The organism is Mesorhizobium maamorense (genome assembly GCF_044998965.1).
In the GTDB taxonomy this organism is placed as follows: Bacteria; Pseudomonadota; Alphaproteobacteria; order Rhizobiales; family Rhizobiaceae; genus Mesorhizobium.
Map to the genome: position 1 here is coordinate 5,523,626 of NZ_CP173356.1, position 26,004 is coordinate 5,549,629.

25 protein-coding genes and 1 tRNA gene are annotated in these 26,004 nt (G+C 64.2%); 12 read left to right on the forward strand and 14 right to left on the reverse strand.

Translation table 11 applies throughout. From position 1 onward, the window contains the following. Positions 1 to 10 precede the first annotated feature (10 nt). The 3 genes from ACIU1A_RS27645 to ACIU1A_RS27655 are packed head-to-tail and all read left to right on the forward strand — an operon-like array spanning position 11 to position 1,886. Positions 11 to 556, forward strand: a complete 546-nt coding sequence (locus ACIU1A_RS27645) for a hypothetical protein (protein WP_404925750.1) — start codon at positions 11 to 13, stop codon at positions 554 to 556. After that, a complete protein-coding gene (locus ACIU1A_RS27650; protein WP_404925751.1) occupies positions 532 to 1,332 on the forward strand; it encodes a hypothetical protein in 801 nt (266 codons plus the stop codon). Before ACIU1A_RS27645 ends, ACIU1A_RS27650 begins: the two co-directional genes overlap by 25 nt. A gap of 11 nt (positions 1,333 to 1,343) precedes the next feature. Next, positions 1,344 to 1,886, forward strand: a complete 543-nt coding sequence (locus ACIU1A_RS27655) for a GNAT family N-acetyltransferase (RefSeq protein WP_246679768.1) — start codon at positions 1,344 to 1,346, stop codon at positions 1,884 to 1,886. A gap of 146 nt (positions 1,887 to 2,032) precedes the next feature. Here the strand turns inward: ACIU1A_RS27655 and ACIU1A_RS27660 are convergent, their stop codons facing one another. Then, a complete protein-coding gene (locus ACIU1A_RS27660) occupies positions 2,033 to 2,308 on the reverse strand; it encodes a DUF6916 family protein (protein ID WP_404925752.1) in 276 nt (91 codons plus the stop codon). Between the two features lie 499 nt (positions 2,309 to 2,807). On the opposite strand from ACIU1A_RS27660, the gene ACIU1A_RS27665 reads away from it, so the two are divergent. Continuing rightward, the gene (locus ACIU1A_RS27665; protein WP_404925753.1) at positions 2,808 to 3,605 is read left to right on the forward strand and encodes a SapC family protein; all 798 of its coding nucleotides are present in this window, start codon (positions 2,808 to 2,810) and stop codon (positions 3,603 to 3,605) included. Between the two features lie 51 nt (positions 3,606 to 3,656). On the opposite strand, the gene ACIU1A_RS27670 is transcribed toward ACIU1A_RS27665, so the two are convergent. From ACIU1A_RS27670 to ACIU1A_RS27705, 8 genes are all read right to left on the reverse strand, one after another. After that, entirely contained in the window at positions 3,657 to 4,220 is a 564-nt protein-coding gene (locus ACIU1A_RS27670) for a type 1 glutamine amidotransferase domain-containing protein (RefSeq protein WP_404925754.1), read from the reverse strand. A gap of 297 nt (positions 4,221 to 4,517) precedes the next feature. After that, a complete protein-coding gene (locus tag ACIU1A_RS27675; protein WP_140514068.1) occupies positions 4,518 to 5,351 on the reverse strand; it encodes an ABC transporter substrate-binding protein in 834 nt (277 codons plus the stop codon). A 20-nt stretch (positions 5,352 to 5,371) separates the two neighbouring features. After that, positions 5,372 to 6,031, reverse strand: a complete 660-nt coding sequence (locus ACIU1A_RS27680) for an amino acid ABC transporter permease (RefSeq protein WP_140492032.1) — start codon at positions 6,029 to 6,031, stop codon at positions 5,372 to 5,374. Next, positions 6,028 to 6,672: an amino acid ABC transporter permease gene (locus ACIU1A_RS27685; RefSeq protein ID WP_140492029.1), complete on the reverse strand. Its 645-nt coding sequence runs from the start codon at positions 6,670 to 6,672 to the stop codon at positions 6,028 to 6,030. Before ACIU1A_RS27685 ends, ACIU1A_RS27680 begins: the two co-directional genes overlap by 4 nt. Beyond that, positions 6,669 to 7,430, reverse strand: a complete 762-nt coding sequence (locus ACIU1A_RS27690; protein WP_404925755.1) for an amino acid ABC transporter ATP-binding protein — start codon at positions 7,428 to 7,430, stop codon at positions 6,669 to 6,671. The genes ACIU1A_RS27685 and ACIU1A_RS27690 overlap by 4 nt, the downstream gene beginning before the upstream one ends. 39 nt (positions 7,431 to 7,469) lie before the next feature. Beyond that, positions 7,470 to 8,639 carry an NAD(P)/FAD-dependent oxidoreductase gene (locus tag ACIU1A_RS27695; protein ID WP_404925756.1) on the reverse strand — a complete coding sequence of 390 codons (1,170 nt, stop codon included), beginning with the start codon at positions 8,637 to 8,639 and terminating at the stop codon, positions 7,470 to 7,472. Between the two features lie 62 nt (positions 8,640 to 8,701). Then, the gene (locus ACIU1A_RS27700) at positions 8,702 to 9,982 is read right to left on the reverse strand and encodes an aspartate aminotransferase family protein (protein ID WP_404925757.1); all 1,281 of its coding nucleotides are present in this window, start codon (positions 9,980 to 9,982) and stop codon (positions 8,702 to 8,704) included. 104 nt (positions 9,983 to 10,086) lie between these two features. Continuing rightward, positions 10,087 to 11,634 (reverse strand): aldehyde dehydrogenase family protein, encoded by a 1,548-nt coding sequence (locus ACIU1A_RS27705; RefSeq protein ID WP_404925758.1) that lies wholly within the window; start codon positions 11,632 to 11,634, stop codon positions 10,087 to 10,089. A 291-nt stretch (positions 11,635 to 11,925) separates the two neighbouring features. Between ACIU1A_RS27705 and ACIU1A_RS27710 the strand changes: the two genes are divergently transcribed. After that, positions 11,926 to 12,768: an IclR family transcriptional regulator gene (locus tag ACIU1A_RS27710; protein ID WP_404925759.1), complete on the forward strand. Its 843-nt coding sequence runs from the start codon at positions 11,926 to 11,928 to the stop codon at positions 12,766 to 12,768. A 193-nt stretch (positions 12,769 to 12,961) separates the two neighbouring features. On the opposite strand, the gene ACIU1A_RS27715 is transcribed toward ACIU1A_RS27710, so the two are convergent. Then, entirely contained in the window at positions 12,962 to 13,723 is a 762-nt protein-coding gene (locus ACIU1A_RS27715) for an IclR family transcriptional regulator C-terminal domain-containing protein (RefSeq protein WP_404925760.1), read from the reverse strand. A 123-nt stretch (positions 13,724 to 13,846) separates the two neighbouring features. Between ACIU1A_RS27715 and ACIU1A_RS27720 the strand changes: the two genes are divergently transcribed. The 3 genes from ACIU1A_RS27720 to pcaF are packed head-to-tail and all read left to right on the forward strand — an operon-like array spanning position 13,847 to position 16,446. Next, positions 13,847 to 14,569 carry a 3-oxoacid CoA-transferase subunit A gene (locus ACIU1A_RS27720; protein WP_140514073.1) on the forward strand — a complete coding sequence of 241 codons (723 nt, stop codon included), beginning with the start codon at positions 13,847 to 13,849 and terminating at the stop codon, positions 14,567 to 14,569. Beyond that, positions 14,566 to 15,237: a 3-oxoacid CoA-transferase subunit B gene (locus ACIU1A_RS27725; protein ID WP_224618154.1), complete on the forward strand. Its 672-nt coding sequence runs from the start codon at positions 14,566 to 14,568 to the stop codon at positions 15,235 to 15,237. Before ACIU1A_RS27720 ends, ACIU1A_RS27725 begins: the two co-directional genes overlap by 4 nt. Then, positions 15,238 to 16,446 carry a 3-oxoadipyl-CoA thiolase gene (gene pcaF, locus ACIU1A_RS27730; protein ID WP_404925761.1) on the forward strand — a complete coding sequence of 403 codons (1,209 nt, stop codon included), beginning with the start codon at positions 15,238 to 15,240 and terminating at the stop codon, positions 16,444 to 16,446. It abuts the gene before it with no gap. 240 nt (positions 16,447 to 16,686) lie between these two features. On the opposite strand, the gene ACIU1A_RS27735 is transcribed toward pcaF, so the two are convergent. Beyond that, positions 16,687 to 16,761: transfer RNA gene (locus tag ACIU1A_RS27735), tRNA-Gly, on the reverse strand. 216 nt (positions 16,762 to 16,977) lie between these two features. Here ACIU1A_RS27735 and ACIU1A_RS27740 point away from each other — a divergent pair. The 4 genes from ACIU1A_RS27740 to ACIU1A_RS27755 all read left to right on the forward strand — a co-directional run bounded on the left by ACIU1A_RS27740 (position 16,978) and on the right by ACIU1A_RS27755 (position 19,649). Continuing rightward, the gene (locus tag ACIU1A_RS27740) at positions 16,978 to 17,475 is read left to right on the forward strand and encodes a prolyl-tRNA synthetase associated domain-containing protein (RefSeq protein ID WP_140639513.1); all 498 of its coding nucleotides are present in this window, start codon (positions 16,978 to 16,980) and stop codon (positions 17,473 to 17,475) included. Between the two features lie 78 nt (positions 17,476 to 17,553). Further along, entirely contained in the window at positions 17,554 to 18,546 is a 993-nt protein-coding gene (gene trxA / locus ACIU1A_RS27745) for a thioredoxin (RefSeq protein ID WP_140563882.1), read from the forward strand. 163 nt (positions 18,547 to 18,709) lie between these two features. Continuing rightward, a complete protein-coding gene (locus ACIU1A_RS27750; RefSeq protein WP_140514078.1) occupies positions 18,710 to 19,381 on the forward strand; it encodes an LON peptidase substrate-binding domain-containing protein in 672 nt (223 codons plus the stop codon). Positions 19,382 to 19,400: 19 nt separating this feature from the next. Then, the gene (locus ACIU1A_RS27755) at positions 19,401 to 19,649 is read left to right on the forward strand and encodes a Trm112 family protein (RefSeq protein WP_140514079.1); all 249 of its coding nucleotides are present in this window, start codon (positions 19,401 to 19,403) and stop codon (positions 19,647 to 19,649) included. Positions 19,650 to 20,023: 374 nt separating this feature from the next. On the opposite strand, the gene ACIU1A_RS27760 is transcribed toward ACIU1A_RS27755, so the two are convergent. The 3 genes from ACIU1A_RS27760 to ACIU1A_RS27770 are packed head-to-tail and all read right to left on the reverse strand — an operon-like array spanning position 20,024 to position 25,771. After that, positions 20,024 to 23,302, reverse strand: a complete 3,279-nt coding sequence (locus ACIU1A_RS27760) for an error-prone DNA polymerase (protein ID WP_404925762.1) — start codon at positions 23,300 to 23,302, stop codon at positions 20,024 to 20,026. Further along, positions 23,299 to 24,774, reverse strand: coding sequence for a DUF6504 family protein (locus tag ACIU1A_RS27765; protein ID WP_404925763.1), 1,476 nt, complete (start codon positions 24,772 to 24,774; stop codon positions 23,299 to 23,301). The genes ACIU1A_RS27760 and ACIU1A_RS27765 overlap by 4 nt, the downstream gene beginning before the upstream one ends. Next, the gene (locus ACIU1A_RS27770) at positions 24,716 to 25,771 is read right to left on the reverse strand and encodes an ImuA family protein (protein WP_404925764.1); all 1,056 of its coding nucleotides are present in this window, start codon (positions 25,769 to 25,771) and stop codon (positions 24,716 to 24,718) included. Before ACIU1A_RS27770 ends, ACIU1A_RS27765 begins: the two co-directional genes overlap by 59 nt. Positions 25,772 to 26,004: the final 233 nt, after the last annotated feature.

Here is a 26,004-nt window from a genome sequence, read left to right on the forward strand (position 1 = left end):
GACCAATATCATGGCCAAGACAGCAGAACCAAAATCGAAGGCCCCCACGGCCAAGACGCCGGCAGCAGTGCCAAGGACCGCCTCCAAGGCCCGCGAGAGCGCTCGCTCGCGGCGACCCGGTACTGCGCCGGCCTACCAGCACATGCCCGCCGGAGCGTCGTTTTTCGAATTGTCGCGGCTGATGGTCGTCGGCATCGATTCGGCCAAGGGACAATTGATCCAGAAGGCACAGACATCGCCGAACGGACCATGGCCGTCGGCCTGGTCTGTCATCGCGCCCGGCGCCTGGGTGATCATGACCGCGGGTCTCACCAAGGATGGTCGCGTCGCCGTGGTCGCGCAGCCTTCGGGCACCACCAGCCTGTCCTTCATCACCGAGGACGCCAACCAGATCGGCCCGATCGACAAGTGGACCGCGCCGGTCGGCATCGGCGCGCCGCCCGGCGCCTTCAGCTACCAGAAGCTTTCCATGGCGCGCGATGCCGATGGCCGCATCGAGATCTTCCTCACCGACAATCTGGGCCGCGTCTGGTGGATCTACCAGACCCGGATGTGATCGTGCAGGTGCAGAAGACCATCACGCCGCCCGGCACGACGACACCGATCGCCGTCACCGTCGACGAGCTCAGGCCGCCTGCCCAGCCCTGGAGCGCCTGGATTCAGCTCACAGGCCAGCTTGTGGCGATCACCGCATTGCGCCAGGCTGACGGCCGCATCGCCCTGTTCGGCATCAATTCCGGGCTCAACCTCTACCGTTGTCAGCAGGCCAAGGCCCAGGCGCTGACGGTCGCCGACTGGACGCCATGGGTGCAGATAGACGCCGGCTACCCCTTCACGGAAATGGCGCCTATCATCGGTCCGCTGGGCGGCACCAATCTGTTTGCCATGACGCAGCAGGGCCAGGTCCTGCACACCAAGCAATTGCCGGCAGGCTCCGACACCTGGACGGCCTGGGCGACGCCCGGCTACAGCAGGGTTCCCAAATATACGCTCTGCGCCGGCATCCAGGGCGACGGCGACATGCTGCTGGTCGCCTCCGACCAGCAGCATGTTCACTCCTTCAACGCCCAATACGACGCCGCCACCCAGAACTGGTCGGGATGGCGCGATTTCAACGCCTCCGGCGCCAACACCCGCCTGTCGCTCGACTACAATGCCGATGGCCGTCTTGCCTTGTTCTCGATGATGATCCAGAACGACGGCACGAATGGTCTGTGGACCATCAATCAGATGGCCATGGACAGTTCGGAATGGGAGTGGACCTGGACGGCGCTGGCCACCAGCAACCTCAAGCAGATTACCGTGGTGCGCGACCTGACGCCGCCGGTGTGAGGTCAGGCAGCGTGACAGAAGCGAAACAGGCGCAGCGGCTCCCGGCCTGGCCGCGGTCGCGGCAGGCCGGCCTCGCTTTCCGCCCCGCCGCGGAGGCCGACATGCCGTTCCTAGCGCGGCTCTACGCCTCGACGCGCATGGAAGAGCTCGCCGTGACGGACTGGAGCGAGGCGCAGAAGGTCGCCTTCCTCGACATGCAGTTCCAGGCGCAGCACGCGCATTACCGCAAGCATTATCCCGAGGCCGACTGGCTGGTGGTGGAGCGGGCCGGACAGCCCATAGGCCGCCTCTACATCGAGCGCTGGCCGAGCCAGCACCGCATCATCGACATCGCCTTGCTGCCGGCCCATCGCCGCAAGGGCCACGGCGCCGCACTGCTGCGCGACCTCATCGACGAGGCATGGTCATCGGGCAAATCGGCCTCGATCCATGTCGAGAAGAACAATCCGGCCAGGCGGCTCTATCTCGAGCTCGGCTTCGCAGCGGTCGAGGACAAGGGTGTCTACGATCTCATGGCATGCGCACCGCCGCGGGGTGGCGCAGACAGTGGGTGAACGGGGACGCCATCCGCTTCGTCATTCCCGGGCCGAGAATCCTGTTCCGGTCGTCGCACAATTCGGCGGTGCTTGTTCGGTATCGATCCTTCGCGCCAGCGTCTCACAAATCGCACCGCTGCTGCGCTCACGCCTGCTTCCAAACTCTAATTGAACACCGCCTCATACAGCCGCCCCGTAGCGTCGGCGGCCACGGGCACGATGAAGATATCGTGGGTCGCGCCACTGTCGGCGAAGCGGTAAGTCGCCTGCGGCAGCGCGGTTTCGCGCGGACCCTTGAACAGCAGCGAGAAACCGCCGCCCGGGCGCGGGCTGGAGGCGATGCGGTTGACCGCGCTCAATTCGAGCGCGATCTGCCTGCCGCCGGCCTCGACGGTGAATGCCTGTCCGACCGCCTGTTCGAAATCCGATGCCGACGCCATGCCACCCCGCCTCAAAGCGCTTGCTGAGCGGGCGGCCAAGGGCAGACCCGCTCCGGTTCCTCATATCCTCGCAATTTCCGGACGCAAGACCGCTACGGCTCCCGGATTTTGCCATGCGAGGCCACTGTCGCCGCTTCGCGGCAAGCTGTCCATAGAGCCATTCCAGGAAAAGTGTGTACGGTCTTCCCGGGAAAAGCGCGCAGCGCTTTCCCTGGGGAATTGCGCAAAAACAAAGAGATAGCGCGGCTCGCCGTTTCCGCGAAACGGTGAACCGCTCCAGGGCCGGCATGGTTGCGGGCGTCCCGCAAGGCGATTAGAGCGCAAACGCCAAAATACAGCAGCGCGTGTCCTTTTATGCGCGCCGGCGACGCTGTAGTACTTTGTCCCTGCGCAGGATTGCTTCGAAGCAAGGCCGGCGCGACAAGAACAGACCCCGCTTTGGGAATTCAATGCTGGACGGGCCGGCCTGGTTGGCCGGTGCGAGGAGGAAAACGGACACATGGCTGACAGCGGTGCGAAGACGGAAACGGCGGGCGAGGCCTTGCCGCTGTTCTATTCCAGGCCCGAGGCGCTCAATCCGGCGCGGCACGGTTCACTCGGCCTGACGGCGCGCAGCGATTTCTCCTTCGCCCGCTCGGCGCATGCCATCCCGGTGGTGGCCTCGGAAATGCCGGCGGCGATGCGCTCCTACCCGATCGTTTTCATCGGCGCCGCCAAGGCGCCCGTCATCATCACCGGCCTGCGCCAGGACGAGAACCTGTTCGTGGACGCCGACGGCAACTGGGCCGGGCCGCACTACATCCCCGCCTATGTCCGCCGCTATCCCTTCATTCTCGCCGACGATCCCAAGCAGCCCGGCCGGCTGACGCTGTGCGTCGACCGGGCGAGCGAGCGCGTCATCGACCAGCTGCTGGCGCCGTTCCGCGACGACAAGGTGCTGCCGTTCTTCAGCGGTAACGAGGCGACCGAGGCGACGAAGCAGGCGTTCGCCTTCTGCAACCAGTTCCAGATCGACTTCAGGGCGACCCGCGAGATGGTCGACAAGATCGACGCGCATGCCCTGTTCGCGCCGCGCCAGAGCAAGGTGACGCTTGAAGGAGGCGAGGTGCTGAACCTCACCGATTTCCAGGTGATAGACGAGGCCGCCTTCAACAGATTGAGCGACGAGGCCTTCCTCGACCTGAGAAAGTCAGGCGCGCTCAGCCTGCTCTACTGCCACCTTGCCTCGACCAACAGCTGGACATCGCTGGTGCATCAGGCGTCGCTGCGCAAGGCGGAGAGGGCGAAGAGCGCCTGAACAACCCACGCCGAGATCCTTCGCGGCGCGGCTGGGGAACAAGGTTCGGTGCTAAGCCGCGGCCCGCCTGTCGTGCCGCCCTTCCCTGATCTCTTCCGTGAGCTTGTCGCAGAAGGCGTCGAGATCGCCGGGATTGCGACTGGTAACCAGCCCCTGGTCGGTGACGACCTCGCTGTCTTGCCACAGGCCGCCAGCATTGATCACGTCGGTCTTGATCGACTTGTAGGATGTGACGCGGCGGGCTTTGATGATTCCGGTTTCGACGAGAAGCCAGGGCGCATGGCAGATCGCGCCGACGACCTTGTTGGCCGACCAGAACGAACTGATGAAATCCAGCGCCTTGCGCTCGACCCGCAACAGGTCGGGATTGATGACGCCGCCGGGCAGAACGATCGCATCGTAGGCATCGGCGCGGGCCTCGTCCAAGGTCTTGTCGACCGGAACTTCGCGGCCCCAATCCTTGTGGTCCCAGCCCTTGATCTTGCCGCTTTCGAGCGACACGATTTCGACCTCGGCGCCGGCCTGGCGCAGCTTGTTCAGCGGCACCTCAAGCTCGGACTGTTCAAACCCATTCGTCGCAAGGATGGCGACGCGCTTGCCGGAAATATCCTGCATCGTTTTTCTCCATGATTGGATTGGATGCAGGGCTAACGAGCCTGAACCGGTACCGTTCCTCGCTGTAACCTTATGTGACCGGAGGGATCTGTGGTGCGCTGTAATGCACCCCGGGTCTTCTTTCCTCATCAGCTCTCCTTAATGAAGGACTGTTACCCTTTTCGTGTCTCAGACTCGGGGTGCACTACGAAATTCTGCTCGCGAATTGCAGCCGCGCAGCAAACGTACAGGCCGCCCGCCGCATCCGGTTTTCTTCCTAGAAGCGGGGCAGGCAGGGCGGCCCTTCATACCAGCGGCTTACTCGATGACGCGGGCTTCACCGACATCTGCGGCTGACGGATCCAGCCCGTAAGCCTTGAGCGCTTCGGCGATAGCGCCGTTCTTGCGGTAGACATCGAGCGAAGCGTCAACCGCCTTAACGAAGCCCTCATTGCTCTTGTCCAGCAGGAAGGCGGTCTGCGACGGGTTCATGGTCGCATCGATGCGCGGATCCGGCTTCAGGACATGCACCTTGTAGTTCTGCCCTTCGTTCTGAATGACAGCGGAGCCGAAGCCGTCGAGCGCCGCCTCAATACGACCGGCATGAAGGTCCTGAGCGAGGTTCAGCGACGACGGATAGGTCTTGGAGCCTTCGTAGAGCTTCTCCATGTCCTGGACCCACAGATATCCTTCCACGGTGCCGACCTTCTTGCCCAGCAGACCGTCGACGGTATCAATGCCGTTGGTCGAGGTGACGGACAGTTGGTCGAGATAGACCGGCGTGGACAGAGCGACGACCTTCGCGCGGGCGGCGGTACGATAGAAGCCGCCAAGCGCGATGTCCGCGCGCCGCGACTGAACTGCGGAAACCGCGCCTGGATATGTGAAGATCTCATAAGCGATCTCCAGGCAGTTCTCCTTGGCAAAACGCTTCACGAGATCGCCGTCGATACCCGCGATGCCGCCGTCTTTTTCGAGCGAATACGGAGCGGTGTTGGTGAGCGCGACGGTGAGTTTGCCCGCCGACACGGTTTCGAAAGCATGCTGCGGCTTGCAATCCTGTGCGGACGCGACGCTGGCACCCAAGGCCGTGGCAATGGCTGCGGCCGAGATGATCTTACTCCAATTTTTCACTTTGCTCTCCTCTGACATTGATGGTTTTTGATTGCAGGTCAGCCGAGATGGCTGCCCAGCCTACGTTCGGTGTACGAGACCAGCCACCCGAACGGGACGGTGATGGCGAGGTAGAACAGGCCCGCCAGGATCAGGACATCGAGGTAGAGGTAGGTGGCCGCACCCACGCGATAGGCGCGCGCCAGAAGTTCGGGGATGGCGATCGTGTATGTAAGGGCCGTCGCCTGGAAGATGAGAATGGCAAAGCCCATCAGCGCGGGTATTGCGAACAGGATTCCCTGGGGGACCACCACGAAGCGCAGGATGTCCCGGCGGGTCATGCCGAGCGCCAGGCCCGCCTCGATCTCACAATGCGGAACCGCGTTCAAACCGGCCCGAAGGATCTCGCTGGTGTAGGCGCCTGTCGTTAGCGCCAACGCAATCACGCCGGAGGTGAAGGCACTTACGGTCATCCCCGAAGCAGGCAATCCATAGTAGACCATCTGCAGGACGACGAGTGCGGGCGCGCCGCGCCCGATCTCGACAAGTACCACCGCGAAATAGCGGACGAGCCTGTTTCCAGAGGAGGAGGCAAGCGCAAGAACGAGACCGATAGGCAATCCGAACAGCAGCGCCAGGCCCGCCAACTGGAGACTGACAAGAACTCCTTGGAAAAGCTGGGGGGACCAGTCCAGCCAGTTGGCCAGCATCTCGCTCATTTCGCTTGCCCCCTTGAGCGCAGCCGCTCGTCAACGGCGCGTGCCAGCACGACAACGGGTATCGACAGCGCGATGTAGAGAAGCGCCGCGAAAATGAACGGCATGAAGCTGCCGCCTCCGCCTTGAGCCTGCTGCGACGCGTACATCATCACGTCGCGGACACCGATCGTGGAGGCCACGGTCGTGTCTTTGAGCAGGCTGACAAGAAAGGTCGCCATGGGCGGAACCGAGACGCGCAGGACCTGCGGCGCCAGGATGTAGCGCAGCGTATCCAGGCGCGTCATACCGAGCGCCGTGGACGCCTCCCGCTGGCCCTTCGAGAGGGCCAGGAAGCCACCCCTGTAGATTTCAGCGAGATAGGCCGTTGATACCAGCCCCATACCCAGGATGGCAGCCTGATAGGAACTGAGAACGATCACTCCGCTGCCCAATCCGAAGAAGATAATGAACAGCCAGACGATCGGCGGGATTCCCCGGACAACGTCGATGTATATGCGCGCCGGCATGCTTAGAAGGAGCCACCGGGAACGTCGCATCAGCACCAGCGGCACGGCTGCGATGGCCCCGACTGCGAAAGCGCCGAAGGTCACCAGCAGCGTGGCCGGAACGCCTCTGAGCAGTGAAACCAGCAGGTCGATCATCTGCGATCGACCACGGCACGGAAGAACTGCCGCGTGCGCGGCGACGACGGGCTGCGGATCACGGCATCAGGCGGACCCTGCTCGATGATCTCGCCATTGGCCATGACGATCACGCGGTCGGCGACGTCTGCGGCAAAGGCGATCTCGTGCGTGACGATGATCATTGTCATGCCTTCCTGGGCGAGCTCGCGCATCACGGCCAACACCTCAAGCCCGAGTTCGGGATCCAGGGCGCTCGTGGGTTCGTCGAAGAGCATCACCTTGGGGTCAAGGGCCAGGGCGCGTGCGATCGCGATACGCTGCTGCTGGCCACCCGACAGGCGCGCCGGGTAGGAGTACGCCTTGTCCGTAAGGTGTACGCGTTCGAGCAATTGGGCGGTGCGCGCGTCCGCCTGCTCCCTGGTGCGCCCCAGAACCCGCATCTGCGGCAGCGAAATGTTGCGCTGCACGGTCATGTGCGGAAACAGGTTGAAGGACTGGAAAACCATCCCGGTGGAACGTCGGAGCTTCAACAGCTCTCCGGCGGACAGATTGCGGTCGACCGAAAACCGGATGGCGCCCACTTCGAGGGTACCGGATGACGGCTGTTCGAGCATGTTGATCGCACGCAGCAGCGTGCTCTTCCCCGCGCCGCTGGGTCCGACGATCGCCACGACCTCGCCGCGCGTAATGTCGAGCGAGACGTTTTTCACGGCGTGATGGCCGCCATAGATCACGTTGATGTTCTTGATGCGGACGATGTTTTCTGCCTCGGGCATGGCTTCTTTGTCCTTGCGCTAACGCCGGTGTCCTACTGGTCAAGCCGCCGCGGTATGTACGGCGGGGACGTTTCTTTCCGGAGTTGGAGCGAGACTCTCGGTGCCTGGGATCGATGCGGGAGAGCCCTTGAGCACCCAGTCCGCGACGATCAGGCCTATCACCGGCGCGAGCTGTATCCCGTAGCCGCCCGCACCGGCCGCAGTGATCAGACCGGGCTCGGACTGATCGACTGGTCCGACATAGGGACGGTGGTCGGCGGTGACAGGGTAGAGGCCTGCCCAGCCCCGGCCGAGCCGGGCGCCCGGCAGATCAGGCACGCGCTCGATCAGCATCTCGGCCAGCATGACCTTGGACCCTTCCTCGCACTGCTCGTTGTAATTGTCCGGATCCTCGGGCGAGGGCGAGCTTACCTTGTGTATCTCGGCGATGAGCTCGCTCGCTTTCTCGTGCCGAAAGTTGAGTCCGGTGCCCTGCCCGTTCACCAGATCCATGACCATCGGCATTGTGTAGGGAAGCGGCGCGTCCAGGTGGATTGTCAGCGCCTCGTGGCGCTCGGGGTGGATGTGAAGCGTCTGTCCAAGCATCTCGGCAACGCGTGGCGCCCAGGCGCCTGCCGCGTTCACGATGAAGTCGCAGCCGATCGGACCCTTGCTGGTGTCCAACCGATAGCCACCGGATGTCCGCGCGACACCAAGCAGCTTGCGGAACTGGAAAACCTCGGAGCCGAGCTTCTTCACCTCTTGCGCCAGCAACGTGCACATTTCGTGGGGATCGAGGAAGCCGTCGTCCGGCCCGAAGATGCCGCCTTCGAGCCCATCTGAACTCAAGTGCGGCACGAGCTGCTGGAGCTCGTTCGCCTGGTAGACCCTGGATCTGAAGCCGGCATCGCGCTGGATCTCCACCGAGCGGGCGAACAGTTCCATCTGCTCGGAGGTGCGCGCCAGACGCAGATAGCCGATAGGGTTGAAGCCGAGACCGAGGCGCTCCTGCCACCGGCGGATGCGCTGCACGGATTGCATGCGCAGCTGGATCTCGAACGGATCCGTCAGCTGTGTGCCAACGACCCCGACCGAGCGGCCGCTGGATCCTGACGCAATGGATTGTGCGTCGATGACCGTGACGCGAGCGCCCTGTTCCGCGAGCGCGTGCGCAGAGCACATGCCGAGGGTGCCTGCACCGATGACGACGACGTGAGGAGAAGCTGTCATGTGACTTCCATCTGTTGCTGCGTCGTCCCGTGCCGGATGGATCCGGCGCCGGACGCGCTACGTCATTGCTTCGCCGCGATTGCCGCGAGGGCGCCGTCGATTGCGGAAAGGATTTCGCGTGCGTCTTCCTCGGTCATCGAGGTGGAAAGCGCGAAGAGTCCGTAACTCGCCGAAAGCACGCCGCGGTCGAGCAGACCCTTGTGGAACAGGTCGAGCTTCGTGCGTTCGGACGCACCCGGATAGACCGACCGATAGTCCGTGATCGGCAACGCCGTGAAATGGACTTTGAAGAGCGAGCCGAGACCGACGCACTGCCCGTTGAGGCCATGGCGGGCAAGCGAGGCCGTGATGCCGTCGCGAAGCAGGCTGCCGATAGCGTCCAGATGCGCGAAGCTGGCCGGGGTCAACGCGCGCATCGCCGCCAGACCGGCTCGCATCGTCACCGGGTTCGCGGTGAAGGTGCCGCCATGCGGCAATGCAGGCTTGCCTCGCGTTGGATCGAACACCGCCATCACGTCGGCGCGGCCGCCGACGGCACCGACCGGGAACCCTCCGCCGATGATCTTGCCGAGAGCCGTCAGATCGGGCGTGATGCTCCACAGGCCCTGCGCCCCCGAATAGCCAAGGCGGAGCGAGATCACCTCGTCGAAGATCACCAGCGAGCCGGCGGCATGAGCGATCTCGACCATCGCGTCGAGATAGTCCTTCCGCGCGGGAATAAGTCCGGCGCGGTTCGGCATCGGGTCGATCAGAACACCCGCAATCGTGTCGCCATGCGCGTCGAAGACGGCACGCAGCGCCTCCGTATCGTTGAACGGCACCGCGATGACGTCGTCGAGAACTCCCTTCGGCGTGCCTTTCGCGTATGCCGTCGAGGCAGGCATGTCGCCCCAGTTGGCGGGCGAGCTGTCCAGGCTGACTTCCGCGAAGTCGTAGGAGCCATGGTAGGCACCTTCGATCTTGACGATTTTCGGCCGCTCGGTGAACGCCCGAGCCGCCTTGATCGCCATCATGACGCCTTCCGTGCCGGAGTTGGCGAAGCGAACCTGCTCGACCGACGGGAGGCGCTCCACCAGCAGTTCAGCAAGATCAAGTTCGCTCTCGGTGGGCGCTCCGAAAGCCGATCCCCGGGGCATCTGGTCCACCACCGCCGCCGTGACGGCAGGATGGCCGTAGCCATGGATCATGGCCGTGAAATTGTTGATGCAGTCGTAGTAGACGTTTCCATCGACGTCCCAGACGCGGCAGCCCTCGCCGCGCTGGGCATAGATCGGAAACGGGTCGATGAAGACCGTTGTCCGGGTGTTGCCTCCCGGCATGACCTTGCGGGCCCGTTCGAACATCTCGCGGGATTTCGGCATTGAACCTGGATAGTGGCGCATAATCTTGTAAACCGATGAAGGAGACAGCCTTGGATGGCAGCGACGAAGGGCGCGACCTCTTTCGATCACCTGGTCATGATCGTGTGGCTCTGCTCGCGCAGGTACTGTGGCAGGAACCACGAGCCGAGACCGCCCTTGCCGCTGACCCCGGTGCCCTTCCAGCCGCAGAATGGCTGCGCGCCTGGCCATGCACCCGTCGTCGCGCCGCTCGCACGGTTGGCATAGAGAACCCCCGCTTCGGCGGTGTCGAGGAAGTGACGCAACTCTTCCTGGTCGTTGGTAAAGATGCCGGCGGATAGTCCGTAGGCGATGTCGTTGCCCTCTTCGATCGCGGCATCGAGACTATCGAAACCGCGGACGACCACGAAAGGCATGAAGAGTTCGTCGCGGGTCAGCCGGCCCGGACCATCAAGCTCGACGACCGTCGGCAGGACGTAGTTGTCCGCAAAGCCCTGGCCCAGGGCGGCGCCCCCAAAGTGTACCTTGCCTTTGCCCTCGACTTCCGACAGTGCGGCCTGGAAAAGGGCGACTGTGGCGTCGCCATAGACAGGGCCCATAAAGGTCTCGGCCTTGCGAGGATCTCCGACCACCAGCTTTGCGGCGAATGCTACCAGCTTCTCGATGAATTCCGCCTTGACCTTCTCGTCGACATACACGACCGAGCATGCGGAGCACTTCTGGCCTTGCAGGCCGAAAGCGGAGCGCGCCACCCCCTGCGCCGCACGGTCGAGGTCGGCCTTGCTGGTCACGTAGGCGGGGTTCTTGCCACCCATTTCGGCGATGACGGGCTTCATGTGGGGCAGCGTTGCCATGTGACGGAAGATGCTCATGCCGGTCTTATGGGAGCCCGTGAATGCAACTCCATCGATGCCGTTGTCGGTGGCAAGAAGTCGCCCCACCTCTCCATCGCCAAGCACGATGTTGAAAACACCTTCGGGCAATCCCGCCTTGCGAAGCGTTTCGGCAATCAGCAGTCCGGTCAGTGCGCAACCCGGCGACGGCTTGTAGACCACCGCATTGCCTGTCAACAGCGCACCCGAGACCATGCCGATCGACAAGGCGAGCGGAAAGTTGAAAGGAGCGATCACCGCGAAGACGCCATAGGGCTTCATGACGCTGGTAGCGGTCTCGTTTTCCACCAACATGGTCATCGGCCGGACGAACCCGTTGTTCGCCTTCATCTCCGATGCGTAGTATTCGACCATGTCGAGGCATTCCTCGGCTTCGCCGAATGCCTCGATGCGGGACTTTCCGATCTCGTAGAGCGCTGCCAAACCAAGGTCATACTTCCGCTCCGCCAGCGCCTCTCGCCAGCGGGCGCCGAATGCAAGGCGATCGTCCAGCGTCGAACGGTTCCAGGCCTTCGCGCCGGCCCGGGCAGCCTGGATCGCCGACTTGACGTCTGACGGGGTTGAAACCGGGAACTTGCCGAGAGAGATCTTCTTGTCGATAGGGCTCAGGATTTCTTTCCGAGCGCCAGTCGCAAACGGCGTCGACCACTCGCGGCCCAGTGTGTTCTTCTCGAAATCCGGGATCATTGCGTCGAGGTGAGCGTGAACCGGGGAAAAATCCACTCCGATGTTCGAGTAGGTCACACGCGGGAGTTCAGCCATTTCAAGTTCCTCCGAAAATCGGTATTTAGTCCGATAATCAGGATTTGGCTTGCGAGTCAATCGAGGGGACCATAAAATGGGGATAATACCGAATTTCGGAATTTGCGAGGACATTTCCCGGTTCGGATTGCTAACCGAGCCCGACCGATCGGGGCGTGCGGCCGTTCGGCTATTCCACGGAGCCCCGGGCTCAAGGCGCGGCGGAATAACAAGGGACCGACCTTGCCCCTCATGTCTGTTTTGAACGATAACCTTCTTGCAGTTGCAATTGTCAGATCGGCGTAGGTGCCCTTGAATACGAAGTTGAAGAAGCCGAGCGCCAAGGACAGCCCCCTCGAGCGCTACATCTCGATCATGGAGACGGTCGCGCCGTTCGAGCATGGCCTGACGGCGATCGAACTCGAAACGACGCTTGGACTGCCCAAAACCACGATCAACAGACTGCTGCACGCCTTGATCGAAAGCGGGATGATCACCGCCGAGAGCGTTCGCAATCGGACATACCGTCTCGGCGATCGCCTGCTGCAGCTGCTACAGATGTCTCCGGATAGCGGCTGGCTGACGACGCTCGCGCAGCGACCGCTTCAGGATTTGGCCGACCGCACCGGCCAGTCGGCGTTCCTGTCGAAGTTCGACGGTACCGAAGTGCGCTCGGTCACCTGCGTCGCGCCCGACACTCCGGTCCGGACCTATGTCATGCCGGGCATGGCCATGCCTGTAAATGCGACCGCTTCGGCCAAGGCGATCCTTGCGTTTCATCCGCAGGAGACCGTGAAGAGGATCCTGGCGACGGAGCTGCGCAGCTATACCGATCGGACGAAAACGAAGATCGCGGAGTTGACCAGGGAATTGGCCGAGGTTCGGGAGCAGGGTTACGCCATGGACCTGGCCGAGCATGTTCCGGGCCTGGGCTCGATAGCATTTCCGATAAGGCCGACGAGCGGTGAGGTGATATACGCGGTGGGACTTACGGGACCCTACGGTCAGATCATAGAGCAAAACTTCAAGCAGCATTGCGCAGCGCTCGCGGAGGCCGCCCAGCGCATGGCGAAGCTGGCGCAGATGCACGCCTACAACGGATCGGCCATGGCCGCAAAGAATGCCGCAGCGGATCAGCGACAGGGCGGTGCGTGAGCGGCCGGTCACTTGCGCGAAGAAACGTCGCGCTTTGAACCGAGAATGTAGTTTCGCGATCTCCGCCTCGACGGCGGCGAATGTCCGGCCACCCCTCCGATCCGCGACCTTGATCTTCCGTCGAAGATCATGGGTGGGAACATGCTCTCCTATCTCGAGCGACTTGGACGCTGATTCCCTCTGTGCCAGCGCCCTAACGTAGCACTGCCCGCAGTTCAGCTTGAAGTGCACGCAACGGCTCCAGGTAGAGCGCAACGAGATTGCTGACACCCACCTGTGTCGCCGCAACGCCGACGTTCACGGCTGCGATCACTGTCCCGCGCACGGTCATCAACGGCACGGCGATCGAGCGCAATCCGAGTTCGACCTCCTGATCGATCAACGCGAACCCTTGCGTCCGCACCCGCCCCAACTCCGCAAGGATGGTGTCGGGGTCGGTCAAGGTGTGAGCAGTCCGCGCCGGCAGGGCATGGGAAGATAGAAGATGTGCAGCGCGTTCCGGAGGCATGGCTGCCAGGAGCACGCGCCCCATGGAAGTGCAGTATGCCGGAAGCCGCGAGCCGGGCATCAGCGCGATCGACATTACCTTGCGCTGCGCCGCGCGCGCGACATAGACGACGTCGGTACCGTCCAGAATCGAGACGGACGAGCTTTCGCCGAGCCGCTCCGAAAGCCCATCCAGCAAAGGCTGCACCAGATGCGGCAGCGGCATGGTTGCCAGACAGGCTGTCCCGAGCCTCAATACGCGCGGAGTGAGCGTGAAGAACTTTCCGTCGTAGTCGGCATAGCCGAGATGGGAAAGCGTAAGGAGACAGCGTCTGGCTGTCGCCCTGTCGAGACCGGACGCATTCGCGACGTCCGTGATCGACTGCCGTGGCCGTTCCACCGTGAACGTCTCTATGACGGACAACCCCTTGGCCAAGCCACCCATCGTGTCTCGTTCGGAAATGGGCATCCATTCACCTTGTGCGATATGTCAACAAATGAATGATATCGCACAAGCCAGCTTGCCGAAAGATCTCGTCTGCCGATACGTGTGGCGGCGAAATCGATCTTGGAGCCGGGAAAGGCTGGTTACGTGGACAAGACAATCGCGAGCCTCGCGGAAGCAGTGGCAATCGTCGAAGACGGCATGACCGTCATGATCGGCGGCTTCGGCGGCGCAGGTGCTCCGATAGAGCTGATCCACGCCCTGATTGACCGTTTTCGCGCTACCGGCGCCCCGAAAAACCTTACGATCGTCAACAACAATGCAGGGAACGGACGGATCGGCATCGCCGCCATGATCGACAATGGCATGGTTGCCAAGATGATCTGCTCGTTCCCGCGCTCGTCCGATCCGCGGGCATTCACCGAGCGGTACCTTGCCGGGAAAATCGCGCTCGAACTGGTTCCACAGGGGACCTTGGCCGAACGAATCCGCGCCGGTGGCGCGGGTATTCCGGCTTTCTACACGCCGACGAGCTACGGGACCGATCTCGCGGCCGGCAAGCCTGTGGCCGAGTTCGACGGGCGCCACTACGTGCAGGAACGTTGGCTGAAGGCGGATGTGGCCCTCATCAAGGCGGAACTTGCCGACCCTCATGGTAACCTCACCTACAGGAAGGCGGCACGCAACTTCTCGCCGCTGATGGCGATGGCCGCACGCACGACCGTCGTTCAGGCGCGCCGGATCGTCCAGCCGGGTGCGATTGATCCCGAGCTGGTCGTGACGCCCGGGATCTTCGTGGACCAGGTGATCGAGGTCTCGAACCCGATGCAGGAAGAGGCGCTTATCCGCCAAGGGGTCGCATACGCATGACAGTCAAGCTGACCAACGCGCAGATTGCATGGCGCGCCGCGCAGGACATTGAGGACGGCGCTTATGTGAACCTCGGCATAGGCTTTCCCGAGATGGTGGCGAGCTTTCAGCCGCCTGGGCGTCGGGCGATCTTCCACACCGAAAACGGCATCCTCAATTTTGGCGAAGCCCCGGCGGCAGGCGACGAGGACTGGGATCTCATCAATGCGGGGAAGAAGGCGGTCACGCTCAATCCGGGCGCTTCGTTCTTCCACCATGCCGACAGCTTCGCGATGGTGCGCGGCGAACACCTCGACGTTGCCATTCTCGGCGCCTACGAGGTGGCCGAGACCGGTGACCTCGCGAACTGGAGCACAGGACCCAAGGGCATACCAGCGGTCGGTGGCGCCATGGATCTGGTGCACGGAGCAAAACGCGTGGCCGTCATCACCGATCACGTCACCAAGGACGGTCGTCCGAAACTGGTGAAGGCCTGCAGCCTTCCCCTGACCGGCGTGCGCTGCGTGACGAGGGTCTACACGAGCCTTGCGGTCATAGACATCATCGATTGTCGTTTCGTGCTGCGCGAGAAGCTGTTTGCGATGAGCTTCGATGAATTGCAGGCGCTGACCGGCGCAGAGCTTAAGGTCGATGGCGAAATCAAATCCTTGACTGCACCGGAGCTCTGAATGACCGAGGCCTTCATCTGCGACTACATCCGCACCCCGATCGGCAGGTTTGGCGGTTCGCTGTCCTCGGTCCGGACCGACGATCTCGGCGCGGTGCCGCTGCGAGCGCTGCAGCAACGCAATCCAGGCCTGGACTGGTTCGCAGTGGATGAGGTCATCTTTGGCTGCGCCAACCAGGCAGGCGAGGACAATCGCAATGTCGCGCGCATGTCATCGCTGTTGGCGGGACTGCCGATCGAAGTCCCCGGCAGCACCGTCAACCGCCTGTGCGGTTCTGGAATGGACGCCGTGGGCATCGCTGCACGGGCCATCAAGGCCGGCGAAGCCGACCTGATCATCGCCGGTGGCGTCGAATCCATGAGCCGCGCGCCGTTCGTGCTTCCGAAGGCGGGCGAGGCGTTCTCGCGCAACGCCGAGATTTACGACACCACGATCGGTTGGCGCTTCGTCAATCCATTGATGAAGAAGCAGTACGGCGTCGATTCGATGCCGGAGACGGGTGAAAACGTTGCGGAAGCCTTCAAGGTCAGCCGCGCCGATCAGGATGGCTTCGCCGCACGCAGCCAGGCCAGGACCGCCGCCGCTCAGGAAAATGGCCGGCTCGCGCTGGAGATCACGCCGGTGACTGTGCCCCAGCGCAAAGGCGATGCGATCGTGGTCGATCGCGACGAACATCCACGCGCCGGAACGACAACCGAGTCGCTCGCCAAGCTTGCAGCGCCGTTCAAAAAGGAAGGCGGCACCGTCACCGCGGGCAACGCCTCTGGCGTGAACGACGGCGCGGCAGCGCTGATCATCGCGTCCGAAGCTTCCGTCAAGGCATTCGGGCTCACACCGATCGCCCGGATTGTGGGCGTCGCGACCGCCGGGGTTGCCCCACGGATCATGGGAATCGGTCCGGCTCCGGCGACACGCAAGCTTTGCGCGCGGCTCGGCATCGCGCCTTCGGACTTCGACATCATCGAGCTGAATGAAGCATTTGCCTCCCAAAGCATCGCCGTGCTCCGCGAACTCGGTATCCCCGAGGACGCGGAGCATGTGAACCCGAACGGCGGAGCGATCGCGCTCGGGCACCCGCTTGGGATGTCGGGCATTCGCATCACCGGCACTGCCGCGCTTGAGTTGCGGTCCCGAAAAGCACGACTGGCCCTGGCCACGATGTGCATCGGTGTCGGACAGGGTATCGCGATCGCTCTGGCCAGTGCGTAGCGGAGATGGTGCGACAGTCCGAGTCAGGCGGATTGCATCGATCCGCAGCAAAGCAACCACGGGTATGGATCGGTTGACGTTTGTCAGCTTGCCGATTCGCTAACAGGCCAGAGCTATGGCGAACCGACAAAGATCGTGCCCTGGCTCGCCAAGTCGTGGATATCTATGACCTACGGGCAAAAAAGAAGCGCCGCACTGGGCGGCGCTTTCTTCTAATTGCTTGATTCCCCAAGAGGAAACTGGAGCGGGTGAAGCGATTCGAACGCTCGACCCCAACCTTGGCAAGGTTGTGCTCTACCCCTGAGCTACACCCGCTCGCGCGGCTTTGGGCCGCAAGCCGGGCCTATATGGCTGAAGAGCGCGGCGATTGCAACAGGGAAATCGCAGGCTTTTTTCAATGCGCCGGACGAGACCGGCAAGGCCGCCGGCGGCAGCCGGAAGGATTCGGCGCCGCGTCGCGCGGCGGTCTTGTCTCGACCATGTCATTGGCCTTAAACGGCATGGCTGGAACCAGCCGAAGACGAGAACCCCATGCCCAGGACCGAAGCCGAGCTCTTTGCCTTTCTTGCCGAACTCGGCATCGCCGTTTCGACGAAACGCCATCCGCCGCTCTATACGGTCGCCGATTCGCAGGCGCTGCGCGGCGAAATCGCCGGCGGCCACACCAAGAACCTGTTCCTGAAGGACAAGAAGGACGCCTTCTTCCTGGTCACGGTCGGCGAGGACGCTGTCGTCGACCTGAAGCAGATCCATCATGTGATCGGCGCCGCCGGCCGCGTTTCCTTCGGCAAGCCGGAGATGCTGATGGAGCTTCTGGGGGTCGCGCCGGGCGCAGTCACGGTGTTTGGCCTGATCAACGACACGCAGCACAGGGTCAAGGTCGTGCTCGACGAGGCGCTGATGCGGCATGCGGTGATCAACGCGCATCCGCTGACCAATGAGGCGACGACGTCGATCGCATCGGGCGACCTCGTCAGATTCGTCGAGGCAACCGGGCACGATGCTGCTATCTTGAAAGTCTCGGCATGATCGCCACATGGATGGCGAAACCGGTTTCCAACCAAGGACAGTGCGCCGATCCGCTGGCGCCACCGAAAGGGCGACGACATGAGTGACAACAATCCGTTTGGCGGCTCCTTTGGCAACAGCGGCGGCCAGTATGCCACGACGGTGCAGTATGGCGGCGGCGCGGAACCGCAGAAACCTGCGGCCGGCGCCGCCCCCGCCGGCGACGTCATCAAGGATACGACCACCGCGGCCTTTGCCGCCGATGTCATCCAGGAATCGCGCCGCCAGCCGGTGCTGGTGGATTTCTGGGCGCCGTGGTGCGGGCCGTGCAAGCAGCTGACGCCGCAACTGGAAAAGGCGGTCCGCGCCGCCGGCGGCAAGGTCAAGCTGGTCAAGATGAACATCGACGACCATCCCTCGATCGCCGGCCAGCTCGGCATCCAGTCCATTCCCGCAGTCATCGCCTTCAAGGACGGCCAGCCGGTCGACGGCTTCATGGGCGCCATCCCCGAGAGCCAGATCGCCCAGTTCATCGACAAGGTCGGCGGCAAGGGCAATGGTGCGGCTGATGTAACCGAGGCGCTGGCGGCGGCGGCCGAGGCGCGCGCTGCCGGCGACGTGCAGACGGCGGCCGACATCTATGACGCCGTGCTCGAGCAGGCGCCGGAGACGATCGAGGCGATAGCGGGGCTAGGCGAATTGCTGTTCGAGGCCGGTGATACCGAAGGCGCCGAGGCGATGCTGGCGCGGGCGCCGCAGGCCAAGGCCGATGCGCCGCCGCTGGCCGCGCTGCGCGCCAGGATGACCTTGGCCGCGCAAGCGTCCGAACTCGGCAACCCGGCGGAGTTCGAGCGCCGGCTGGCTGAGAATCCCGGCGACCATCAGGCCCGCTTCGATCTGGCCATGGTCCAGAACGCCAGGGGCGAGCGCGATGCGGCCGCCGACAATCTCCTGGCCATCATCAAGGCTGACCGCGGCTGGAACGAGGACGGCGCCAAGGCGCAATTGCTGCGCTTCTTCGAGGCCTGGGGCATGACCGACGAGGCGACGCTTGCCGCGCGGCGCAAATTGTCGTCGCTGCTGTTTTCCTGAGCCTGCGCGGCCGAATGGTCGCGCGGGGCTTGCACCCGGCGCCGGCCGCGCCAGATAGGACGAATCCGGCCCGCCTTTCCCTCGGGAAGCCAACAACCCCGGGCAGCGACAGGCGGATCGCGGCATGGAGGCGCTTCCCAGGCGAAGCGATCGGAGGAACGAGGTGCAAGCGGGAAACGCTCACTACCGGCTCGCCAGGGATCTGCCGTCGACCATCCCGGTCTTTCCGCTCGAGGGCGCGCTTCTGCTGCCGGGCGGCCGCATGCCGCTCAACATCTTCGAGCCGCGCTACCTGCAGATGGTCGACGAGGCGATCGCCGGCTCCCGGCTGATCGGCGTCATCCAGCCCAGCCTCGACGGCGCCTTGCGCGACGATGGCGAGCCGGAACTCTGCAATGTCGGCTGCGCCGGCCGCATCATAGCGCTTTCCGAGACCGGCGACGGCCGCTACCTGATTTCGCTGCAGGGCGTGTGCCGGTTCCGTGTCACCCATGAACTGACGGTCAAGACGCCGTTCCGCCAGGGCAAGATCGCCCCCTTTCTCGCCGATCTCGACGACGACCAGGCAGCCGCCGAGGTCGACCGGCCGGCGCTGCTGCGGGCGTTCCGCTCCTATCTGCAGGCCAACGACCTGGAGGCCGACTGGGAAAGCGTCAGCCGGGCCGAAAACGCCATGCTGGTCAACGCGCTGTCGATGATGGCGCCCTATGGACCGGCCGAGAAGCAGGCGCTGCTCGAAGCGGCCGATCTCAAGACCCGCGCCGAAACGCTGATCGCCATCACCGAAATGGCGCTGGCGCGCGAGAACGAGGATTTTGGCTCGAGCCTGCAGTAGAATGTTGAGAGAGGACACGATGGCGGCGGATGGGCGTGACGGAAAGAGAGCGAATGTCGACCCCAGGATGCTGGAGCTGCTGGCTTGCCCGCTGACCAAGGGGCCGCTGGCCTGGGATCCCGAGCGCGGCGAACTGATCTCGCGGGTCGCCAAGCTCGCCTATCCCGTGCGCGACGGCATCCCGATCATGCTGCCTTCGGAGGCACGGAGCATCTCGGCGGAAGACGTGCTGCCGCCGCGGCTGGGCGGGCCGGCCGGCTCGACGTGAAAATTATCAAGGTCGGCATTCTACGGCGCCCCCCTCTGCCCTGCCGGGCATCTCCCCCTCAAGGGGGGAGATCGAATGTCATCTCCGCCTTCGCCAATCTCCATTGTTGCAGGCGGAGCGTTGAAACTGCCAATCTCCCCCTTGTGGGGGCGAGGAGTGGTCCATGAAGTGGACGCAAAGCCAATTGCTTGGCTTTGCGAACGAGGAGCGCCCGAAGCGACAGCGAAGGGCCGGGTCCGGCAGGCCAGAGGGGGCTCGCCCGCCAGCGTCAAGTTTCGCACCGCTGCGGTGCGGAGACGTCGCGGCATGAATCCTCGCGCCGCGTCGCTTCGCTCCTTGCTCCGCCCGTGGATGATGAAGGCACTGGAATGTGCCTACTGAAAATTGCGCCCCCTGGGCATGACCTTTTCCGCCTTGTCCGACAGCCTTGCGATGTCCTGCCCGGCCGGCACGGCTGGCGCTGCCTCTTCCAGCAGCACCGTCAGCCAGGGCGTCAGATCCTCGATCTTCTCGGCGACGATGTGGACGACATCCGATTCCGACTGCAATTTGCCGGTGACCTTGACGAAGCGCGCGCCCATGACGATGGGCCGGAAGCGGTCGAAGGTCCGCTGCCAGAAGATGACGTTGGCAACGGCCTCGTCATCCTCCAGCGTCAGGAAGACCGCATTGCCCTTGCCGGGGCGCTGCCGCACCAGAACGAGCCCGGCGACCGAGACGCGCCGTCCGTCCCGCACCGAGCACAGCCTGGCATTGGGCGTCACGCCGGCCCGGTCGAGCCGTTCGCGCAGGAAGGCGACCGGGTGCGCCTTCAAGGACAGGCCAAGCGAGCGGTAATCGTGGATGACATGCTCGCCGAGCGGCATTTTCGGCAGCTTCGTCTCCGGCTCCAGCTCGCGTAGCCGCAGCGCCGGCCGGTCGAAAAGCGGCAGCTTTTCGGCGGCACTCTTGCCGTCGAGGGCGCGCACCGCCCAAAGCGCGGCGCGGCGGTCGAGGCCGAGCGAGCGGAAGGCATCGGCCTGCGCCAGTCTTTCGATCTCGGCGACATCGAGGCCGGAGCGCAGCCAGACATCCCGCACGGATGCGTAGCCTGAACCGCGCCGCTCGACGAAGGCGTCCATGCGCTCCTTGGAAAATCCCTTGATCTGCCTGAAGCCGAGCCGCACCGCGTGCTGCGTCGCGATGACGCCGCGCATTTCGGTATGGCGCGGCAGGATGCGGGCCGGGTCGAAAGCCGCCTGTTCCAGCGTGCAGTCCCAGACCGAGAAATTGACGTCGACCTCGCGGATGTCGACGCCATGGTCGCGCGCATCACGAACAAGCTGGGCCGGCTGGTAAAATCCCATCGGCTGTGAATTCAGGATCGCGGCGCAGAACACGTCGGGATAGAAGGTCTTGAACCAGCAGGAGGCATAGACCAGCAGCGCGAAGGAGGCGGCATGGCTTTCGGGAAAGCCGTATTCGCCAAAACCCTCGATCTGCTTGAAACAGCGTTCGGCGAAATCCCGGGTGTAGCCCTTGCCGACCATGCCGTCGATCATGCGCCGGCGGTAATTGCCGATCGTGCCGGTGCGCTTGAAGGTGGCCATGGCGCGGCGCAACTCGTCGGCCTCGCCAGGCTTGAAGCCACCGGCCACGATGGCGATGTTCATCGCCTGTTCCTGGAACAGAGGAACGCCCAGCGTCTTGTGGAGGATCGCCTCCAGCTCCGGTTTCTGATACTCGGGCTGCTCCTTGCCTTGCCGGCGGCGCAGATAGGGGTGGACCATGTCGCCCTGGATCGGGCCGGGCCGCACGATCGCCACCTCGATGACAAGGTCATAGAATTCTTTTGGCTTGAGACGCGGCAGCATCGACATCTGCGCGCGCGATTCGATCTGGAAGACGCCGATCGTGTCGGCGCGACCGATCATCTTATAGACCGGCTTCGCCTCTTCCGGCAGGGTGGCAAGGACATAGGGCTGCCCGTAAGGGTCTCGCGCCTGCGGATAATGGTCCGTCAGCAGAGTGAAGGCGCGTTTGAGACAAGTCAGCATGCCGAGCGCCAGCACGTCGACCTTGAGGATCTTGACCGCGTCGAGATCATCCTTGTCCCATTCGACCATCTTGCGTTCCTCCATCGCCGTCTTGACGATGGGCACGATCTCGTCGAGCCGGTCCCTGGTGATGACGAAGCCGCCGACATGCTGGGAGAGGTGACGGGGAAAGCCCATGATCTCGTTGGCACGCTCCATCACGTGCCGCGATATGGGGTCGGCGCGATCGAGGCCGCCGGCCCGGGCTTCCTTCTCGCCGAGCTCCGAGGTCGACCAGCCCCAGATCGAGCCGGAGAGCGATGCCCTGACATCCTCGGACAGGCCCATCGCCTTCGACACTTCGCGCAGCGCCGAGCGGCCGCGATAGCTGATGACGGCGGCGGCCAGCGCGGTGCGCTTGGAACTGTATTTCTCGTAGATATATTGGATGACCGTCTCGCGCTTCTCATGCTCGAAATCGACGTCGATGTCGGGCGGTTCGTTCCTCTCCTCGGAAATGAAGCGTTCGAACAGCGTGTCGATTCGCTCCGGCCCGACCTCGGTGATGCCGAGGCAGAAGCAGACGACCGAATTGGCGGCCGAACCGCGCCCCTGGCAGAGAATATCCTGGCTGCGGGCGAATTTGACGATGTCGTGGACGGTCAGGAAATAACGGGCATAGTTCAGGCGCTCAATAAGGGCGAGCTCTTCCTCGATGCGCCTCGTCACCGATTGCGGCACGCCCGAGGGATAGCGCCTGGCCGCCCCCTCCCGCGCCAACCTTTCCAGCTCCGCCTGCGGGCCGAGCCCTGATTGCGTCGGCTCGTCGGGGTAATTGTACTGAAGGTCGCTGAGCGAGAAGGTCAGCTCCTGCGCGAAGCGCAGGGTTTCGGCCAGTGCCTCCGGGTGCCTGCGGAACAGGCGCGCCATCTCCAGCGGCGGCTTCAGATGGCGCTCGGCATTCGCCGTGAGTTCCAGCCCGACCTCCGAAACGGGAATGTTGAGGCGAATCGCGGTCAGCACGTCCTGCAGCGGGCGCCGCTCGGCCGTGTGGTAGAGGACGTCGTTGGTCGCCATCAAGGGCAGGCCGGCCAGCTCCGCCATCGCCGCCGCCTGCTCGATCCTGAAGCGGTCGTTTCCCGCATAATCGGGCGAAACGCCAAGCCGCAGGTTTTTACCGAAACGGTCCTTGAGCTCGCCAAGCAGGGCTAGTGTGCCCTCGGCCCCCGCCGCCAGGTCGGGCAGGACCGACAGCGACATCAGATCCCCCCATTCGAGAAGGTCGTCGCGCCGCAGAAGGGTCGCGCCCTTTTCGTTCTCCTCGCGCAGATTGGCTTGCGTGAGCATGCGGCACAGATGCCCCCAGCCCTTGCGGTTCTGCGGATAGGCGAGAATATCAGGCGTGTCGTCGCAAAAAACCAGCCGGCTGCCGGGGTGGTAGGCAAGCGTCTCGACCTTAGCCTGCTGCCAGGCGCGCACCACGCCCGCCACCGTGTTGCGGTCGGCGAGCCCGATCGCGGAGAACCCCATGAGCTTGGCCGCGACCACCAGCTCCTCCGGCTTGGAGGCGCCGCGCAGGAACGAGAAATTCGACTGGATGCCGAATTCCGCATAGGGAATGGCGGTCAGCGCGTTCATGCGAAGACCCCGTGCAGGAACCAGCGCGGCGGGATTTCAGAGCCGCCATAGAGACCTTGCCGGTAGAGCCAGTAGCGGCGGCCGTCGGCATCCTCGATGCGGAAATAGTCGCGTGTCGACGCCGCTTCGTCGCTCGAAAATTCACGCCACCATTCCGGCGCGATGCGTTCAGGGCCTTCGGCGCGGGCGACCCTGTAGAGCGCACGCCGCCAGCGGAAATTCAGCGGCGGTCCCTCGGGCATTTCGGTGGCCGGCACCTCAATCGGCTCGGGCGAGCGGAAAAGCCGGATCGGCCGCTCCGGCGGGAAGATGGTCATCGGCGCCTGCATCCTGTCCGGTTTCTTCGGCGGCGTGATGCGGCGCGGGGTTTCCGTGAAGGGGATGGTGGCGACGGCACGCTCGGGCAGATGGCTTTCCACGGCGACCGGCTTGAGAACCGCGCCCTCGCCGAGCCGGGCGCGGATGCGGTCGGCGAACAGCGCGATATCGGCGCCGTCGTCGGTCGTTTCGCCTGTCAGGTCGGCCTGCGGCATGTCGAAGGCCGCCGCCGCCAGCACCGAAAGCCGCACCAGGTCGAAGCCATAGCCGGCATCGATATGCTGCTCGAGGGCGGCCAGCCGCTCATGGAACAATTTCTGAATCAGCCGGGGTTCGCGTATCGGTCGCGACGTGCCGAGCGCGATGCGGCTGACGGCGCCGTCGACGCGGAACAAGAGCAGCGCCAGGCTTCTCGCGCCTTCGCCGCGCCGCTCAAGGTCGATCTTCAGGGTCGTCGCCAGCATGCCCACCAGCCGTTCTATGTCCTCTGTCAGCGTGACGGGCTCGGCCAAATGGCGTTCGACCGAAAGCGGCGCGACGGGCAGGCGCGGCGACACCGCCTCGTCGAGACGGCCGAGCGCCTGGTCGAGGCGCAAGAGCAGGGAGGCACCGAAGCGGCGGGCGAGCGGCGCGCGCGGCGCGGCCATCACCGCGCCCGCCGTGCGCAGGCCAACACTTTCCAGGCCGGCGCGGGTTTCCGGCGCGATGCGTAGCGCCGCCAGCGGCAAGGGCCCCAGGAGCGCTTCCTCCTCGCCGCCGGCAACGATGCGGTCGCCGCAGAACCGCGCCGCCGCCCAGGCGGCGCCGGGTGTCGCGGCAAGGCCGGCACGGACGTCGAAGCCCTGATGGAAGAAGCGCGACAGGATCTCGTCCAGCATGGCGCGTTCACCGCCGAAAAGATGGGTGCAGCCGGTGACGTCGAGGAACAGGCCGTCGGTCCCGTCGAGCGCCACCAGCGGGGTATAGCGGTCGCACCAGTCCGCAAGGCCTTCGAGCAGGCGCCGGTCGGCTTCGGCATCGGCCTCCATTATGTCGATCGACGGATGCATGGCGCGCGCATCGGCGATGCCCATGCCGGGCTTCAGATGCAGCGCCTCAGCCCGCTCGTCGAGGGCTAAGATGCGCTGCGCGTTGCTGTCGCGATGGCTGATCACCAGCGGCCGGTGATCCGACGGTCGGGAACGCCAGGACCGCCCCAGGCGCTGCCGCAGGATCCGTTCGGCCGCGAGATAGGGAAACCACAGGGACAGGATTCTTTGCTCGTTCTTCCCCAATCCGTCTTTCATCGAATATGCGTTCATCGGGGTTCCACTCCAATATGAATTGTCCTGGCAGGGCCGTGCGGCTCTTGCCGATGCTGATGGTGAAGGCGGGGCGGCCGATCGAGCCGGCAAGCGGCCCGGCGACCGTGTCGCGCGGCCCTGCCGGCGCCGGCGAGACGATGAGGCGGACGGGCGCCGCCGTCGGTTCGGGTTCGGCCGCCTGCCGCAGCAGGAAGACCGGCCGGCCGGCGCTCTGCGCGCGGGCGTGCAGCCGGCGCGTCGCGGTCAGGTCCAGCCGCTGCGGATTGCCGCGGACTTCAAGGATGACGGCGGCGAGCGCCGTCATGCGGGCCGCCTCCTCGGCGACCCACAGCGCATCGGCGAGCCTTGGCGCCTCGGAAAACAGCAATTGCTCCGGCTCGATGCCGAAGGCGGCGTGAAGGCCCCGGGCATAGGGAAAACCCGCCTCCCGAAAAACCTCCTGGGTGCCGATCCACAGCACCGGCAATTGCGGCCCTTGCTTGAGGATCAGGCTGGGCTTGAGAATCAGGCTGGCGAGCGACAGGGCGAAGCCGGCGACCGCTCCGGCATCGCGGGTCTCGATGCCATGGATTTCGCTCAAGGCCGCTTTCGGCAGGCCGCCGCCCAAATCGCCGCCCCAATCGCCACCGAGGGCGGCATCGAGCCGGCCGATGCCGGTGCGCAGGAAAGCATCCGGCCTGGCTACGGCGATGCCGCGCCGGACCACGGTGCGGTCCGCGGCGGCCATGCCGGCGTCGGAAACCGCGCCGGCCGGCGCCTGCAGGCGCTCGGGCAGCGTTCCCTCGATCTTCGCGATCTGGCGGCGCAGGGCAAAAACAGTCTCCCGCGCCACGGCGCTCATCGCCATGACGGTCAGTGTCCACTCACAATTGTTCCTGTTATGTTCTTATAGATTCCAGAGGCGACCCGAAGAGTCAAGCAGACTCATGGGGGAATTTATTCCTCTCCGATAAGAGGGCCAACATGGGTCGGACAGCCGACCGCCCCTCAAGTCATGCGAAACGGCTCCCGGTGCCGTAAGCAATCCTGGGGTTGGCCGCCGCGTCATTTGCCGATTGTGGCCCAAAAGCCTATATGCCG

Coding starts and splice junctions, on each gene's coding strand:
- ACIU1A_RS27675 (WP_140514068.1), bottom strand. CDS start 5,351: ATGTCAGAGGAGAGCAAAGTGAAAAATTGGAGTAAGATCATCTCGGCC.
- ACIU1A_RS27705 (WP_404925758.1), bottom strand. CDS start 11,634: ATGGCTGAACTCCCGCGTGTGACCTACTCGAACATCGGAGTGGATTTT.
- ACIU1A_RS27685 (WP_140492029.1), bottom strand. CDS start 6,672: ATGATCGACCTGCTGGTTTCACTGCTCAGAGGCGTTCCGGCCACGCTG.
- pcaF (WP_404925761.1), top strand. CDS start 15,238: ATGACCGAGGCCTTCATCTGCGACTACATCCGCACCCCGATCGGCAGG.
- ACIU1A_RS27680 (WP_140492032.1), bottom strand. CDS start 6,031: ATGAGCGAGATGCTGGCCAACTGGCTGGACTGGTCCCCCCAGCTTTTC.
- ACIU1A_RS27760 (WP_404925762.1), bottom strand. CDS start 23,302: ATGAACGCGCTGACCGCCATTCCCTATGCGGAATTCGGCATCCAGTCG.
- ACIU1A_RS27700 (WP_404925757.1), bottom strand. CDS start 9,982: ATGTTCGAACGGGCCCGCAAGGTCATGCCGGGAGGCAACACCCGGACA.
- ACIU1A_RS27670 (WP_404925754.1), bottom strand. CDS start 4,220: ATGCAGGATATTTCCGGCAAGCGCGTCGCCATCCTTGCGACGAATGGG.
- ACIU1A_RS27740 (WP_140639513.1), top strand. CDS start 16,978: ATGCCCAGGACCGAAGCCGAGCTCTTTGCCTTTCTTGCCGAACTCGGC.
- ACIU1A_RS27690 (WP_404925755.1), bottom strand. CDS start 7,430: ATGCCCGAGGCAGAAAACATCGTCCGCATCAAGAACATCAACGTGATC.
- ACIU1A_RS27725 (WP_224618154.1), top strand. CDS start 14,566: ATGACAGTCAAGCTGACCAACGCGCAGATTGCATGGCGCGCCGCGCAG.
- ACIU1A_RS27770 (WP_404925764.1), bottom strand. CDS start 25,771: ATGGCGATGAGCGCCGTGGCGCGGGAGACTGTTTTTGCCCTGCGCCGC.
- ACIU1A_RS27755 (WP_140514079.1), top strand. CDS start 19,401: ATGGCGGCGGATGGGCGTGACGGAAAGAGAGCGAATGTCGACCCCAGG.
- ACIU1A_RS27660 (WP_404925752.1), bottom strand. CDS start 2,308: ATGGCGTCGGCATCGGATTTCGAACAGGCGGTCGGACAGGCATTCACC.
- ACIU1A_RS27695 (WP_404925756.1), bottom strand. CDS start 8,639: ATGACAGCTTCTCCTCACGTCGTCGTCATCGGTGCAGGCACCCTCGGC.
- ACIU1A_RS27645 (WP_404925750.1), top strand. CDS start 11: ATGGCCAAGACAGCAGAACCAAAATCGAAGGCCCCCACGGCCAAGACG.
- ACIU1A_RS27665 (WP_404925753.1), top strand. CDS start 2,808: ATGGCTGACAGCGGTGCGAAGACGGAAACGGCGGGCGAGGCCTTGCCG.
- ACIU1A_RS27715 (WP_404925760.1), bottom strand. CDS start 13,723: ATGCCCATTTCCGAACGAGACACGATGGGTGGCTTGGCCAAGGGGTTG.
- trxA (WP_140563882.1), top strand. CDS start 17,554: ATGAGTGACAACAATCCGTTTGGCGGCTCCTTTGGCAACAGCGGCGGC.